Below are 14,852 nucleotides of genomic sequence, written 5' to 3'. Positions count from 1 at the left end.
AGCACCGGCGCGGAAAGCACCGGCCGGCCCGGCAACGACGCGGCCGGCGCCGTGCGCCGCGAAGCGCCCGACCGCGACGCGGCCCCGCAGTTCGTGCTGCCGCTCGTCGCGCGGATCGAGCGGGCCGAACCACCGTCGCGTACGGACGCGCTGGAGACCGCGGCGAGGGCGGTGCTGGTGCTGCTGTCGGACGAGCGGTCGGCCGGGGACGGCAAGTGGGCCGCGGCGGTGCGGGACTGGCAGGACGCCCGGATCCGGAAGGTGGTGCGGCGGGCGCGCGGCGCGGAGTGGCGGCGGGCCGAGGCACTGCCGGGCATCACGGTCACCGGCCACCGCGCCGAGGTGCGGGTCTTCCCCCCGGTGCCGCTGGACGGCTGGCCGAAGGATCTGGCGCGGCTGCAGGTCTCGGGCACGGAACTGGACGACCCCCAGCCGCCCGGGGCCCCCGTCGCCGGCGCCCCGGTGCTGTGGCTCAACTCCGAGCTGGGGATGTCGACGGGCAAGGAGATGGCGCAGGCCGGGCACGGTGCCCAGCTGGCGTGGTGGGAGCTGTCCGCGAACGAGCGGGCTGCCTGGCGCGCGGCGGGGTTCCCGCTGTCCGTACGGTCCGCCCGGGGCGAGCACTGGCAGGAGCTGACCCGCAGCGGTCTGCCCGTGGTGACCGATGCCGGGTTCACGGAGATCGCCCCCGGGAAAACCGTGGTGGCCGAAGGGGGTGAGCGCTACTGCCCGCTCCCGCGCCTGCGGCAGCCGTAGACGGTCGCACCGCCGGACCGGACTGCCCACAAGCGCCTGCGCTCACGCTCACGTAACGCGCCGGCCGCCTTCCGGCCCCTGGGGGATGCTGGACGCGTGATGGAGCGAGAGGCCGCGGTGCGGCTCGTCGAGGAAGAGCTGGATCGCGAGTATCAGAAGGGGTCGGCCCTGGGTGTGGAGCCGGTGCGCACGACGGTGCTGCGCGTGGCGGAACACGAGCTGGTCTGGAAGGTCTACTGGCAGTCCGAGGAGTACGCGCGTACGCGGAACCCCGCGGCCATGCTGATCGGCCACGGGCCGTACCTGGTGGACCGCATCGACGGAGGACTGCACTGTATCGGGGTCCTCTCCGAGCGGGGCGGCGAGTGGGAGGCGGATTACCGCGCCCGCATCCGGGGGATGCGCGTCCGCACCGCGGTGGACGACCTGCACGACGAGCTGTGCGACATCGCCGCCACACGAGGACGCATGCAGGCCGTGCGCGCCCTGCGGCAGAGGCTGGCGATGCTCTCTCCGGCTCAAGCGCTCGACTACGTGCACGGGCTGCTCGGCGGCGAACCCCCGCCCCGGCTCGTGGCCCTTGCGGCCGGGCAACTCGTCGAGCCCATCGCCCCGGCCCTCGCCGTGCAGACCGTCCGCAGGGGAGGACGTCACCGCACTGCCTGACTCCCTGGCTGCCCGGCTCCCGGCCGGAAAGCCACCGACAGGCACTCCACACCCCGTCCACAGCGCGCCGCGTCCCCCGCGATACCCGGTCCGGGACCCCGCTGTGACCGGGCCACAGCCGGTCCGGCACCCTCTCCTGGGAAACTCAAATCAACCTCTGAACTCGTCCGCTGCAGGGTTCGCTCCGTCCCGCCGCGGCCATGAGTACCGAGACCACGGAGCGAGAGGGGGAGCCATGGAGCGCCTGGGTACGGGGATCGGCTGGCGGCCGGAAATCGCCGCGGAGATCGCGGAGCTGCCCGGGGTGGACTGGGTCGAGGTGGTGGCGGAAAACCTCTGCCCGGGCCATCTGCCCTACGCCCTGCAGGAGTTGCGCGAGCGCGGCACCACCGTCATTCCGCACGGTGTCTCGCTCGGCCTCGGCGGTGCCGACCGCCCGGACGCCGGGCGGCTGACCGCACTCGCCGAACGCGCCGAGGCGCTGGGCGCGCCGATGGTCACCGAGCACATCGCCTCTGTGCGGGCCGGCGGTCCGCTCACCGCCTCCCCGCGGATGGAGGCCGGGCATCTGCTGCCCGTGCCGCGCACCCGTGACGCGCTGGACGTGCTCTGCGAGAACGTGCGCATCGCCCAGGACGCCCTGCCGGTGCCGCTGGCGCTGGAGAACATCGCCGCCCTGGTCAACTGGCCGGGCGAGGAGCTGACCGAGGGGCAGTTCCTGACCGAGCTCGTCGGGCGGACCGGGGTACGGCTGCTGATCGATGTCGCCAACCTCCACACGAACCACATCAACCGGGGGGAGGATCCGGCCCTCGCCCTGGACGAGCTGCCGCTCGATGCCCTCGCCTACGTCCATGTCGCGGGCGGTGTGGAGCGGGACGGGGTGTGGCACGACAGCCATGCCCACCCGGTGACCCGGCCCGTGCTGGACGTCCTTGCGGAGCTGTGCGCCCGGACCACCCCGCCCGGTGTGCTGCTGGAGCGGGACGAGGACTTCCCCGAGGGCGCGGAGCTGGCCGGTGAACTCGATGCGATACGCGCCGTGCTGAAGGAGGCCCGTCATGCCCGGGCGGCTTGAACCGGTACCGGAGAGCGCCCCGGGCGACGGCGCGGGGGGCGGCAACGGAAACGGCACAGAAGGCAGCGCAGGCGACAGCAGGGACGGCGGCAGCAACAGCGGCACCGGGACCGAAGCGGCCCGGCAGCGGCTGGCGCTGGCGCAGACCGCGCTGCTGTCCGCGCTGGTCGCCGGGACGCCGGCCCCTGAGGGCTTCGACCGGGTGCGGCTGCAGGTGCAGAGCCGGGCGCTGACGGCCAAGCGGGCCGCGGTGGTCGCCAAGGTCGCGCCCGAGCTGCCGGACATTCTCGGCGCGGACTACCGGGCCGCGTTCCGGTGCTATGCGCGGCGCCGCCCCATGAGCGGCGGCTACCGCCAGGATGCCCTGGACTTCGCGGCGCATCTGCTGGCCCAGGGCCGCCCCGAAGACCCGGCCGCACGGCAGCAGTTGACGCGGTGGTGGCGGGACCGTGCGGGCCCGCAGCCGCCGTCCGCCCGGCCCCTGGCCCGGCTGGTACGGGCCGTGCGGGGCGCACTGGAGCGGAGCGGGACGTGACGGGGTTCGCCTCCTGGGCCTTCCTGGAGACCGGTGCCGCGTCGCTGGTCCTGCTCTTCGGCGCGGCCTGGGTACGGCTGCGGACGCCGTCCGTCCGGCGGAGGGACGCCGCGGTCCACGACGTGTGGGAGGCGGCGTTCCTCGCCGGCGGCCCCGGGCGGGTGGTGGACGCCGCGATCGCCGGGATGCACCAGGACGGCCGGCTCGCCGTGGGCGGCCCGGGAGTGGTGACCGTACGCCAGGCCTTCGCCCATGACGCGGTCGAGGCGGCCGTACTGGACACGATCGCCCGGACGCCCGGCGGTGCGCTGTCGGTGCTGCGCGCCACGGCGCGGCGCAGCCCCGCGGTCCAAGGGGTCGGCGACCGGCTGGCGGCCCGTGGCCTGCTGCGCCGTCCGGAGCCCGGACGGCCGTGGCGCCGGTTGGCGAGCGCCCAGATGACGGTCTGTGTGGTGCTCTTCTTCGTCGCGTTGCTGCTGTCCTTCGCGGGGAGCGGCGGGGACGCGTCCGGCCCGCCGCCGGCGCTCCGGACGGTGCCCGCGGTGGTCGTGGGCCTGGCGGTGGCGTCGGTGTGCAAGAAGGCGTTCGGCCGCCGGATCACCAGGGCGGGGACCTGCGCGCTGCGCTCCGCGCGGGCGGCCCGGCCCCGCGGGAGCGGCGCGGCCGGGGCCTGGCTGCCCGCCGCGCCGGCGGTGGCGCTCGGCGGTACGGCGCTGATCACGGACGAGCTGCTGCGGCGGCAGTTCGAGGAGGCGCACCGTGCCACGGCCGCCGCGGCGGGCAGCGGATCCGGGTCGTCCGGAGGTTCCTCGTGCGGTGACGGCGGGGGCGGCCCGGGGAGTGACGGCGGGTCCTGGTGCGGCTCCGGCGACGGCGGGTCCGGGCCGGGGTGCGGCAGCACCGGGTCGTCCTGTGGCGGCGGATCGTCGTGCGGGGGCGGTTCGAGCTGTGGCGGCGGGGGCGGTTCGAGCTGCGGGGGCGGCGGCTGCGGCGGCTGAGGGGCCCGGGGCTCTCAACGGCGCGTCCCGGGGCCCGCTGCCGCCGCCCGCATGGTGAGAAATTTTGTGGCGGTATTTGTACTCATCACGTAGAACCTTCGGCCATGTGGCTCTTCTTCTTCCTTCTCGCCTCGGCCGTGGCAGCGCTGTCCTGTGCGCTGCTGTGCCGTGCCGCGGTCGCCGCCGCGCGCACCACCCGGCCGTCGCCCGGGACCGCCCCGGGTCCCTCCACGGCGGGCGACCGCGCCGGGCTGACCCTCTATGAGGTGGCCTACCTCTCCGGCGGCCCGCACCGGCTCGCCGACCTCGTCCTGGTGCTGATGGCCCAGCAGCGGCGGCTGCTGCTCACCGACACCGGGTGGGCGACCGTCGTCGACCCGGTCGGCAAGGACGCCGTCGAGCGCGCGACCCTGACCGCCATAGGCCCGGAAGGACAGTGCCGCATACCGCAGATACGGGACACCCTCGTCGGGGATGCCGCGGTGCGGGAGGTGGCCGAGCGGCTGGTGACCGACGGGCTGGCGCTGCCCGCCGCGGTCCGTCCGGGCGTCGCCACCGCCGTCCGCCTGGTCCAGGGCACCGCTCTCCTGGTGCCGCTGTTCGCCGCCGCTGCCGCCTGGATGGCGCCGGCCGGCGCGGACTACGGGCTGCTCCTGGGCTGGTTCGTGCTTCCGCTGATCCTCACCCTCGGCACCTGGGCGGTGGCCCGCTTCGAGCTCCACCCGTACAGCGACTGGGCCACCGACGCGGGGGGACGGAAACTGCCCCGCACTTCCGGCTCCCCCGCCCTCCTTCCCCCTCTCACCTCGTTCGCTCTCCGAGGCCCCACCGCCCTCACCGACCCCACCTTGCGCGCCGCGCTCCACTCATCCGGGGCATAGCCTCCGACACCGGTGCCAGGTGCTTTACATCGACAATCGCCGCCTCAACTATCCCTTTTGTATGCACACACGAAGGGACGGCCAGTGAGAGCACTTGCGTTGTACGGCACCATCGGGTCGCTGCTGGTGACCGCCCTCGCCACTGCCCCGGCAGGCGGCGCCACGGGGGCCGCCGCCACGCCACCCGCGCCCGTTGCCCACCGCATCGGCTTCGGCCGCTGCGCCCCGGTGGAGCAGCTGCCGTCGACCGTCGAGTGCGGCACCCTCACCGTTCCCCTCGACTATGCGCGCCCCGACGGCAAGAAGATCCATCTGACCGTCAGCCGGGTCCGGGCCACCGCACACCGCGAACGGCAGGGCTCCCTGATCTTCAACCCCGGCGGCCCGGGCGCGTCCAGCATGGAGTTCCCGCTCTACGGCGGGCTCCCCAAGTGGGACAAGCTGGCCCGGGTCTACGACTTCGTGGGCTATGCGCCGCGCGGTGTGGGCCGCTCGGCGCCGCTGTCGTGCCAGGACCCCAAGACGTTCGCCAAGGCGCCCACCGACAGCCGTCCGCGCCCCGACGCGGCCTTCAAGCGCCGGAAACTGGCCCAGGCCAGGGCGTACGCCCGTGGCTGCGTCCGCCGGGCCGGCGCCGACCTGCCCTACTACAACTCCGTCAACAACGCCCGCGACCTGGACATGCTGCGGGCCGCGCTCGGCGAGAAGAAGCTGAACTTCATGGGCGCCTCGTACGGGACGTACTTCGCGGCCCTCTACGCGACGCTCTTCCCCGGCCACGTCCGGCGGATGCTCTTCGACAGTGTCGTCAATCCCGCACCCCGGCAGATCTGGTACCGCAACAACCTCGACCAGGACATCGCCTTCCAGCACCGCTGGAGCGACTGGCTGCGCTGGACCGCCAAGCACCATGGCCGCTACCACCTCGGCACGACCAAGCGGGCGGTGCAGCACTCCTACGACACGGCCGCGCACAGGCTGCGCCGCCACCCGCTGGGCGGGAAGATCGGCGCCGGCCAGCTGCAGTCGGCATTCCTCAAGACCGGCTACAACGACGCCTTCTGGCCACGGAGCGCCGAGGCGCTGTCGGGGTATCTGCACGGGGACCCCAAGCCGCTGATGGCCCAGGCCATGCCGCGGTCCGGCGGCGCCAGGGCCGAGGAGAACGCCAACGCCGTCTACACCGCCGTCGAGTGCAATGACGCGCGCTGGCCGCACGACTGGCACACCTGGGACCGGGACAACACCGAGGTCGCCCGGACCGCGCCGTTCGAGACCTGGGACAACGCCTGGATGAACCTGCCCTGCGCCTTCTGGCCCGACCGGTGGCGGACCGCCACCACCGCGCTCGACGCCGCCGCGGAGCAGGCCGGACACCACGCCACCGGGCGGGACCTGGCCGAAGCCGCCCGGCATGCGACCTCGACCGTGCTCGACGATGTGCTGCACGGGCAGCGCGGTCCGGTCGACGTCCACACGGCGCCCGGCGCGCTGCCGCCGGTGCTGCTGCTGGCGGCCGAGCGGGACGCGGCGACGCCGTACAAGGGGGCGCTGGAGCTGCAGCGGCGGCTGCCCGGCTCCTCGCTGGTCACCGAGAACGGGGCGGGCACCCATGGCATCGCGTTCGGCGAGAACGCCTGTGTGAACCGGTACGTGGAGGCCTATCTGCTGCACGGGAAGATCCCGGCGCGCAAGGTGTACTGCGCGCCGCGCGCGGAACCGGCGCCGGGCCAGCAGGTGACCCGGGCCCAGCAGCACGCCGTGCCGGGCAAGTAGCGGACCGCACACAGCACGACGGGCCGTCCCCCAGGGGCGGCCCGTCGTGCTGTGTGCGCGGCCCGGGCCTTTGGGCCCGACGCACCGCGCGCCCGGTTACGCCAGGCCCGCGACCAGCTCGGAGACCGGCTTGCGGCGCCCGGTGTAGAAGGGGATCTCCTCGCGGACGTGCATCCGCGCCTCGGAGCCGCGCAGATGACGCATCAGGTCGACGATGCGGTAGAGCTCATCGGCCTCGAACGCGAGCACCCACTCGTAGTCGCCCAGCGAGAACGACGGCACGGTGTTGGCGCGCACGTCCGGGAAGCCGCGGGCCATCTTGCCGTGGTCGGCGAGCATCCGGCGGCGGTCCTCGTCGGGCAGGAGGTACCACTCGTAGGAGCGCACGAAGGGGTAGACGCTCACATAGGCGCGCGGCTCCTCGTCGGCCAGGAAGGCCGGGATGTGCGACTTGTTGAACTCGGCGGGGCGGTGCAGCGCCATGTTCGACCACACCGGCTCCAGCACCCGGCCCAGCCGGGTACGGCGGAAGAGGTTGTACGCCTCCTGGAGGGCGTCCGAGCTCTCCGAGTGCCACCAGATCATGACGTCGGCGTCGGCACGCAGACCGGACACGTCGTAGGTGCCGCGCACCACCACGTCCTTGGCCGCGAGCTGCGCGAACAGCTCCTCGACCTCCTCGGCGTAGCCGCCGCGGTCCTCCGGGAGGACGTCGCGCAGCTTGAACACCGACCAGAGGGTGTAGCGGATGATCTCGTTGAGGTCCTTGGCCTTCTTGCCGGCGTGCGGAACCTTCTCGGGCGCCGCGGGTGCCTGCGGCGCGGAAGCGGGGGTGGAAGCGTCTGTCATACCGTCCATTCTCACTCGGCGGGGACGGAGTCCGGGCGCAGGGTGGCAAGGATGTCGTCGGCGGCCGTGCGGCCCGAGGCGATACAGGCCGGGATGCCGACGCCCCCGTAGAGCGCGCCGCACACCCGCAGGCCCGGCAGCCCGGCCACGGCGTCGTGGATGCGGGCCACCCGCTCCAGGTGGCCGACCGGGTACTGGGGCAGTCCGCCGTCCCAGCGGGTGACCGTCGAGGCGACCGGCGCGGCGGTCAGCCCGACCGCCGCACGCAGGTCGGCGCGCGAGAAGCCGACCAGCTCGGAGTCCTCGCGCGCCAGATCCTCCTCGTCGCCGTGGCGGCCGAGGGAGGTGCGCAGCACGAAGAGGTCCGGGTCGAAGCGGCCGGACCAGCCCCACTTGTTGCCGGAGAAGGTGGACGCCTTGATCTTGCGGCCGTCCACGGGCGGGACGAGGAAGCCGCTGCCGGTCAGCCGCCCCTCGACGTCGGCGCGGCGGAAGGCCATGGTCACCAGGGCCATGGAGGCGTACTCGACGGAGTCCAGCTCGGCGGCGGCGGGCCGGCAGACGGGGGCGAGGAGGCGGGCCGTGGCCGGTGCGGGGGTGGCGAGGACGACGGCGTCGGCGGTGAGCGCGGTGCCGTCGAGGTCGAGCTGCCAGCCGTCGGGGGCGCGCCGCACCGCGGTGACCGGCGTACCGGTGCGGATCTCGCCGCCCTTGGCCCGTACGGCGTCGGCCACCGCGCCCGGCAGCGTCCCGATGCCGCCCTCGATGCCCATGAAGACCGGTCCGGTCGCGGCGGCCCCGGCCTGGTGGACGGTGGCGGCGGTCCGCGCCTGGATGCCCCGTACGCCGTCGAGCAGGGAGCGGTGGGTCCGCGCGGCCTCGAAGAGCGGGGGGACGGCGGCGCGCATCGAGATCCGGTAGGCGTCGCCCGCGTACACCCCGCCGAGCAGGGGCTCCACGAGCCGGTCGACGACCTCGCGGCCCAGGCGCCGGGCGACGTAGGTGCCGACGGCGACGTCCTCGCCGACCTCGGTGCGCGGCAGCCGGGCGTCCTCGTCGATACGGGCGATCCCCTCGGGGGAGAGCACACCGGAGGCGGTGAGCGGGCCGAGGTCCCCGGGGACGCCCATGACATGGCCGGTGGGCATCGGCCGCAGCGCGCCGCGCGTCCAGAGCGAGGCACCGGCCGTGGCGGGCGGCTGCAGCCGGTCCCCGATGCCGACCGCGCGCGCGAGATCCACCGCCTCCGGCCGCCTGGCCAGCATCGATTCGGCGCCCAGGTCGACCGGGACGCCCGCGATCTCGCCCACCCGCAGCTTGCCGCCGAGCCGGTCCGCCGCTTCCAGGACGGTCACCCGGGCGCCGCCTTCGAGCAGTCGGTGCGCCGCCGCCAGCCCGGAGATGCCTCCGCCGATGACGACCACATGACCGGTGCTGCCGGGCCCTGGGCCCGTGGGGGTGTGCGCTGCGCTCATGCCCCCACTCTCTCAGAGCGCACCGAAGGGACCGGGGCCGGAGGAGGAGCCGCACACCGCCCGCGGCGGGCCGGCAGGCGGGCGGGCACGGTGTCCGGGAGCCCCGTTGACAGCGGGCAGCGGCGGGCAAAGACTCGTGGTCGGCGGGTGGCGATCTTCGTACCGTCCGCCGACCGTCGAGCCGGGACAGCGAGGACACCGCCTGATGACCGACCCACGCGTACGGGATGTGTACATCGTCGATGCCGTACGGACCCCCGTCGGCAAGTACGGCGGCGCGCTGGCCGCGGTCCGGCCGGACGACCTCGCCGCCCATGTGGTGCGGGCCCTGGTGGACCGTACACCGGACCTTGACCCGGCGCGGATCGACGATGTCTGCTTCGGCGACGCGAACGGCGCGGGCGAGGACAACCGCAATGTGGCGCGGATGGCGGTGCTGCTGGCCGGGCTGCCGGTGACCGTCCCCGGCGTGACCGTGAACCGGCTGTGCGGGTCCGGTCTGGAGGCGGTCATCCAGGCGGCGCGGGCCATTGCGCACGGCGATGCGCATATCGCGGTGGCGGGCGGGGTGGAGTCGATGAGCCGTGCGCCGTATGTGCTGCGCAAGCCCGAACGCGCCTTTCCCGCCGGCCATCAGGAGATGTTCTCCTCGACGCTGGGCTGGCGGATGGTCAATCCGCGGATGGCTCCTCAGTGGACGGTGGCGCTGGGCGAGGGCGCCGAGCTGATCGCCGACCGGCACGGCATCACCCGCGAGCAGCAGGACGTCTTCGCGCTGGCCAGCCATCAAAAGGCGGTCCGCGCCTGGCGGGAGGGCGCCTACGACGACGAGGTGGTGCCGCTGCCGGAGGTGGACCTGCCGCGGGACGAGACGATCCGGGAGGCGTCGTCCCTGGAGTCGCTGTCCAAGCTGAAGCCGGTGTTCCGTTCGGCCGGGGGCACGGTCACCGCCGGGAACTCCTCGCCGCTCAACGACGGTGCGGCGGCCCTGCTGCTGGTGGACGAGGAGGGCCTGCGGGCCACCGGCCGCGAACCGCTGGCCCGTATCCGGGCGAGCGCGGTGACCGGGATCGAGCCGCAGCTGTTCGGCCTGGGGCCGGTGGAGGCGGTACGGCGGGCCCTGGAGCGGTCCGGACGCGGCTTCGCCGAGGTGGCGACGTTCGAGCTCAACGAGGCTTTCGCGGCCCAGACGTTGGGCTGCATCGGGCAGTGGCCGGAGCTGGACCCCTCCGTGGTCAATCCGCGCGGCGGCGCCATCGCCATCGGCCACCCGCTGGGGGCCTCCGGTGCCCGGCTGGCGGGGGCGGTGGCCCACCAGCTCGCCGCGCTGGGGTCGGGGACCGGCCTCGCCGCGCTGTGCATCGGCGTGGGGCAGGGGCTCGCGCTGGTCCTGGAGCGCTGAGGACCGCGGCGCGGCGGAGCACACTCGACGAAGCGGTCACACGGCGAAGGGGCAGACGGCATGGCGACGGAACACCTGGTCATCGTCGGGGGCGATGCGGCGGGGATGGCCGCCGCATCGCAGGCACGCCGGCTGCGGAAGCCGGCCGACCTGGCGATCACCGCGTTCGAGCGCAGCCATTTCACCTCGTACTCCGCCTGCGGTATCCCGTACTGGGTGGGCGGCGAGGTCGACGGCCCGGACGCGCTGGTCGCCCGTACGGCCGAGGAACACCGCGCCCGGGACATCGATCTGCGGATGCGCTGCGAGGTCACCGAACTCGACCTGGACCGGGGCCGGGTGTGCTTCCGGGAGCTGGAGGACGGCGGCCGCGAGGCATGGACCGGCTTCGACAAGCTGGTGCTGGCGACCGGCGCGCGCCCGCGCCGGCCCGGCCTGCCGGGCATCGACGCACCCGGCGTGCACGGTGTGCAGACCCTGGACGACGGCAGGGCCCTGCTGGACACCCTCGACGCCTCCCCGGGCCGGCGGGCGGTCGTCGTCGGCGCCGGCTACATCGGTGTGGAGATGGCCGAAGCCCTGATCCGCCGCGGCTACCAGGTCACCGTCCTGGAGCAGAGCGCCCAGCCGATGTCCACCCTCGACCCGGACATGGGCGCGCTCGTCCATGAGGCGATGTGCGCGATGGGCATCGAGACGGTGCTCGGGGCGACCGTCACCGGAGTGCTGACCGACGAGGAGAGCACCCCCGGGGGCGGCCGGGTGCGCGCGGTCACCACCGAGGACGCCGAGTACCCGGCGGATGTGGTCGTGCTGGGCCTGGGGGTACGGCCCGAGACCACGCTCGCCGCCGCGGCCGGTCTGCCGCTGGGCACGTCCGGCGGACTGCTCACCGACCTCGCCATGCGGGTGCGGGGACACGAGCACATCTGGGCGGGCGGCGACTGCGTCGAGGTCCTTGACCTGGTCTCCGGGCAGCTGCGCCATATCGCGCTGGGCACCCACGCCAACAAGCACGGGCAGGTCATCGGCACCAATGCGGGCGGCGGCTATGCGACCTTCCCCGGTGTCGTCGGCACGGCCGTCAGCAAGGTGTGCGATCTGGAGATCGCCCGGACGGGGCTGCTGGAGCGCGAGGCGCACGCCGCCGGACTGCGCTTCGTGACGGTGACCGTCGAGGCCACAGGCCGCGCCGGCTACTACCCCGGCGCCCGCCCGATGCACGTCAAGATGCTCGCCGAGCGCCGTACGGGCCGGCTGCTGGGCGTGCAGATCGTCGGCCGCGAGGGCGCCGGCAAGCGGGTGGACATCGCGGCGGTGGCGCTGACGGCCGGCATGACGGTGGAGCGGATGACCACCCTCGACCTCGGCTATGCCCCGCCGTTCTCCCCGGTCTGGGACCCCGTCCTGGTGGCGGCCCGCAAGGCCGTCGGTGCCGTACGGGAGGCCGGGGCCTGACACCGCGGGCCGCGGCCGGCCCGCCGGCCCCGGATCCGTCGCCGTCCGCCGCGCTCCGCTCAGCGCGCCGTCTGCGTGTGGACGTACTCGACGAGGCGGGTCAGCGCGTCCGGGTCGGTGGAGGGCAGGACGCCGTGGCCGAGGTTGAAGATGTGGCCGTCCAGGCCGGCGGCCGCGTCCAGGACCTCGCGGGCCTTGGTCTCGACGGCCTCGCGGGGCGCGAAGAGCACGGCCGGGTCGATGTTGCCCTGCAGCGCCTTGCCGGGACCGACCCGGCGGGCCGCCTCGTCCATCGGGACCCGCCAGTCGACGCCGACGACATCCGCGCCCGCCTCGCCCATCAGCCCGAGGAGTTCGCCGGTGCCGACGCCGAAGTGGATACGCGGTACGCCCAGGCCCTCGACCGCCCGGAAGACCTTGGCGGAGGCGGGCATCACCGAGCGGCGGTAGTCGGCCGGCGAGAGCGCACCGACCCAGGAGTCGAAGAGCTGGACGGCGCTCGCCCCGGCCTCGATCTGGACCTTGAGGAACGCGGCGGTGATGTCGGCGAGCCGGTCCAGCAGGTCGGCCCACAGCTGCGGGTCGCCGTACATGAGGGCCTTGGTGCGCTCGTGGTTACGGGACGGGCCGCCCTCGACGAGGTAGCTGGCGAGCGTGAAGGGCGCACCGGCGAAGCCGATCAGGGGCGTGGCGCCCAGCTCGCGGACGAGCATGCCGATGGCCTCGGTGACGTACGGGACGTCGCCGGGCTCCAGGGCGCGCAGCTGCGCCAGGTCGGCGCGGGTGCGGATCGGGTTCTCGACGACCGGGCCGACGCCGGGCTTGATGTCGAGGTCGATGCCGATGGCCTTGAGGGGGACCACGATGTCGCTGAAGTAGATGGCGGCGTCGACGTTGTGGCGGCGCACGGGCTGCAGGGTGATCTCGGTGACGAGATCGGGCCGCATGCAGGAGTCGAGCATCGCGATGCCCTCGCGGACCTTGCGGTACTCGGGCAGTGAGCGCCCGGCCTGGCGCATGAACCACACCGGGGTGTGCGGCACGGGTTCACGCCGGCACGCCTTGAGGAAAGCCGAGTCGTGTGTACCGGTCTGCTGCTGGCCCGTGGGGCATTCGTTGGCGCTCACGCCCCAAATCTTCGCACGCCGGGCCGCACGCCGAACGGGCCAGGTGGCCGATATCTCCGCATGCGCCCGGGGGCGCCTCCGAATGGGCGACGCGCGCACCGGGTGTCCTCCCCGTATGCGGGCCCGGTTCCGCCTAATCTTCCGGGCATGGCTGCGGCTCACGAACACCTCGCGGACGGCGCGGACGAGGCCCCGATCCCCTTCCGTCAGGCGGTCGAAGCGCTCCGCGCGGCACGACTGCGGCCGGAGATCGAGATCGATCCGACGCCCGCTCCCAAACGGCTCGCCCCGTATGCGTACGCGCTGGAGGCGGCGGTCGTCGAACGCGGCTCGGGTCCGGGCGGCGAGGACAGGGATCTGGCGGACGGCCGGCTGGTGGTGCTGCACAACCCGGCCGGGGACGACACCTGGCAGGGCACCTTCCGGGTGGTGACCCTGGCGCGTGCGGAGCTGGAGCCGGAGATGGGCGCCGATCCGCTGCTGCCGGAGGTGTCCTGGTCCTGGCTCACCGGTGCGCTGGAGGCGCGCGGGGTGCGCTACGGCGCACCGAGCGGCACGGTGACCCGCGCCGGCTCGCACTACTTCGGCGGGCTCGCGGCGCGCGAGCCCGCCACGCAGATCGAGATCCGGGCGTCGTGGACACCGGCCGAGGGCCCCGGCGGGGTGCCGGAGCTGGCGGTACATCTGTCGGCGTGGTGCGATCTGCTCTGCCAGGTGGCGGGCCTGCCGCCGGCCACGCCCGATACGGCGCCGCGCGGCGGGATCGTCCCGCTGCCCCAGCGCCGCGGTGCCCAGCCCCGCTGAGCTGCCCCTTCCCCCGTTACCCGGCATCGGTGAGCACGTGAGTGAGCACGTGTGCGCAGAGCCGGTCCGGTGGTGCGCCCGCGTGCGGCCGGTGCCGTGATCACCGCGTCGTCGTCTTTTGCGGGAATCCGGACGGGATTGCGTACGGCTTTGATCATCTCGGCGCGCACCCGGTGCGCACCTCTGATCGATCACCCATCCGATTTGCCCGAATTGCCCCTAACTAAATCGTGATCAAAGTCTAAAGTCCCGCCGGATTGCTGCCGAAGAGGTCAGTGACCCTTCAAACACGGATCATTCCGGCTTCCCCCAGCCGGCTTCCGTCCCTCGCCACTCCCCCCAGGAGGCCCGGTGTCTGTTCTCCTCGAGCAACCTTCGAGCCTGGTCGCCTACCGCCCGAACAAGCCGACGGCCATGGTCGTCGTGGCCGACCCTCGCGTCCGCTCCACCGTCACCCGCCACCTGTGGGCCCTCGGAGTGCGTGACGTGATCGAGGCGTCGTCCATCGCGGAGGCCCGTCCCCGCGTCGGCAACCCGCGCGACATCTGCGTTGCCGACGTCCACCTTCCCGACGGCTCCGGCCTCACCCTCCTGTCCGAGACCCGGGCGGCGGGCTGGCCCAACGGCCTCGCGCTGTCCGCGGCCGACGACATCGGCGCCGTGCGCAACGCCCTGGCCGGCGGCGTCAAGGGCTACGTCGTCACCGGCACCCGCACCAACCTGGGCCTTCCGGGCCGCCCCGGCACCTCGCCCATCGGCGCCACCGCGGCCCGTATGCAGCGCCGTCCGCCGGGCGCCCCCGGCCACCCGGGCGGCTACCGCGAGCTGTCGGGGCGTGAGGTCGAGGTGTTGCGGCTGGTGGCGGAGGGCCAGTCCAACAAGGCCATCGGCGTCTCGATGGGGCTGTCGGCGCTGACCGTGAAGAGCCACCTGGCCCGGATCGCCCGCAAGCTCGGTACCGGTGACCGGGCCGGAATGGTGGCGGTCGCCCTGCGCACCGGCATCATCCACTGACCGTTCATCCGACCTGCTCGCCCGTCGAGGGAA

Annotated in this window: 12 protein-coding genes and 1 pseudogene; 10 read left to right on the top strand and 3 right to left on the bottom strand. The window is 73.9% G+C overall.

What is annotated here, in order from left to right:
* Positions 1-51: 51 nt before the first annotated feature.
* The 6 genes and pseudogenes from ABZ851_RS26650 (at position 52) to ABZ851_RS26625 (ending at position 6,690) form a co-directional block, all read left to right on the top strand.
* Positions 52-756, top strand: a complete 705-nt coding sequence (locus ABZ851_RS26650; RefSeq protein ID WP_361132414.1) for a peptidyl-tRNA hydrolase — start codon at positions 52-54, stop codon at positions 754-756.
* A 99-nt stretch (positions 757-855) separates the two neighbouring features.
* On the top strand, positions 856-1,422 hold the full coding sequence (locus tag ABZ851_RS26645; RefSeq protein ID WP_361132411.1) for a YrhB domain-containing protein: 567 nt from the start codon (positions 856-858) through the stop codon (positions 1,420-1,422).
* 235 nt (positions 1,423-1,657) lie between these two features.
* Positions 1,658-3,035 (top strand): annotated as a pseudogene (locus ABZ851_RS26640) (DUF692 domain-containing protein).
* Entirely contained in the window at positions 3,032-4,033 is a 1,002-nt protein-coding gene (locus ABZ851_RS26635) for a TIGR04222 domain-containing membrane protein (protein WP_361132314.1), read from the top strand. The pseudogene ABZ851_RS26640 and the gene ABZ851_RS26635 overlap by 4 nt, the downstream one beginning before the upstream one ends.
* Before the next feature lie 104 nt (positions 4,034-4,137).
* Entirely contained in the window at positions 4,138-4,914 is a 777-nt protein-coding gene (locus ABZ851_RS26630) for a TIGR04222 domain-containing membrane protein (protein WP_361132311.1), read from the top strand.
* An 84-nt stretch (positions 4,915-4,998) separates the two neighbouring features.
* Positions 4,999-6,690, top strand: coding sequence for an alpha/beta hydrolase (locus ABZ851_RS26625; protein WP_361132309.1), 1,692 nt, complete (start codon positions 4,999-5,001; stop codon positions 6,688-6,690).
* Positions 6,691-6,786: 96 nt separating this feature from the next.
* On the opposite strand, the gene hemQ is transcribed toward ABZ851_RS26625, so the two are convergent.
* Both hemQ and hemG read right to left on the bottom strand, forming a co-directional pair.
* Complete coding sequence (gene hemQ / locus ABZ851_RS26620; protein WP_088802399.1) at positions 6,787-7,539, bottom strand: hydrogen peroxide-dependent heme synthase; 753 nt, start codon at positions 7,537-7,539, stop codon at positions 6,787-6,789.
* Between the two features lie 11 nt (positions 7,540-7,550).
* Entirely contained in the window at positions 7,551-9,014 is a 1,464-nt protein-coding gene (gene hemG / locus ABZ851_RS26615) for a protoporphyrinogen oxidase (protein ID WP_361132305.1), read from the bottom strand.
* Between the two features lie 205 nt (positions 9,015-9,219).
* Here hemG and ABZ851_RS26610 point away from each other — a divergent pair, with 205 nt between their 5' ends.
* Both ABZ851_RS26610 and ABZ851_RS26605 read left to right on the top strand, forming a co-directional pair.
* Positions 9,220-10,416 (top strand): thiolase family protein, encoded by a 1,197-nt coding sequence (locus ABZ851_RS26610; protein ID WP_361132302.1) that lies wholly within the window; start codon positions 9,220-9,222, stop codon positions 10,414-10,416.
* A gap of 60 nt (positions 10,417-10,476) precedes the next feature.
* Entirely contained in the window at positions 10,477-11,874 is a 1,398-nt protein-coding gene (locus ABZ851_RS26605) for an FAD-dependent oxidoreductase (protein ID WP_361132299.1), read from the top strand.
* A gap of 59 nt (positions 11,875-11,933) precedes the next feature.
* Here the strand turns inward: ABZ851_RS26605 and hemE are convergent, their stop codons facing one another.
* A complete protein-coding gene (hemE, locus tag ABZ851_RS26600) occupies positions 11,934-13,001 on the bottom strand; it encodes a uroporphyrinogen decarboxylase (RefSeq protein WP_336048532.1) in 1,068 nt (355 codons plus the stop codon).
* A 147-nt stretch (positions 13,002-13,148) separates the two neighbouring features.
* Here hemE and ABZ851_RS26595 point away from each other — a divergent pair, with 147 nt between their 5' ends.
* Together ABZ851_RS26595 and ABZ851_RS26590 are read left to right on the top strand one after the other, a co-directional pair.
* Positions 13,149-13,805: a DUF3000 domain-containing protein gene (locus ABZ851_RS26595; protein ID WP_361132295.1), complete on the top strand. Its 657-nt coding sequence runs from the start codon at positions 13,149-13,151 to the stop codon at positions 13,803-13,805.
* A gap of 351 nt (positions 13,806-14,156) precedes the next feature.
* The gene (locus ABZ851_RS26590; RefSeq protein ID WP_088800537.1) at positions 14,157-14,819 is read left to right on the top strand and encodes a response regulator transcription factor; all 663 of its coding nucleotides are present in this window, start codon (positions 14,157-14,159) and stop codon (positions 14,817-14,819) included.
* The last annotated feature ends 33 nt before the right edge of the window (positions 14,820-14,852 follow it).

Source organism: Streptomyces sp. NPDC047049, assembly GCF_040643995.1.
In the GTDB taxonomy this organism is placed as follows: Bacteria; Actinomycetota; Actinomycetes; order Streptomycetales; family Streptomycetaceae; genus Streptomyces; species Streptomyces mooreae.
Note: the sequence above shows the minus strand (reverse complement) of the source record. Positions and strands in the feature narration are given on the sequence as shown.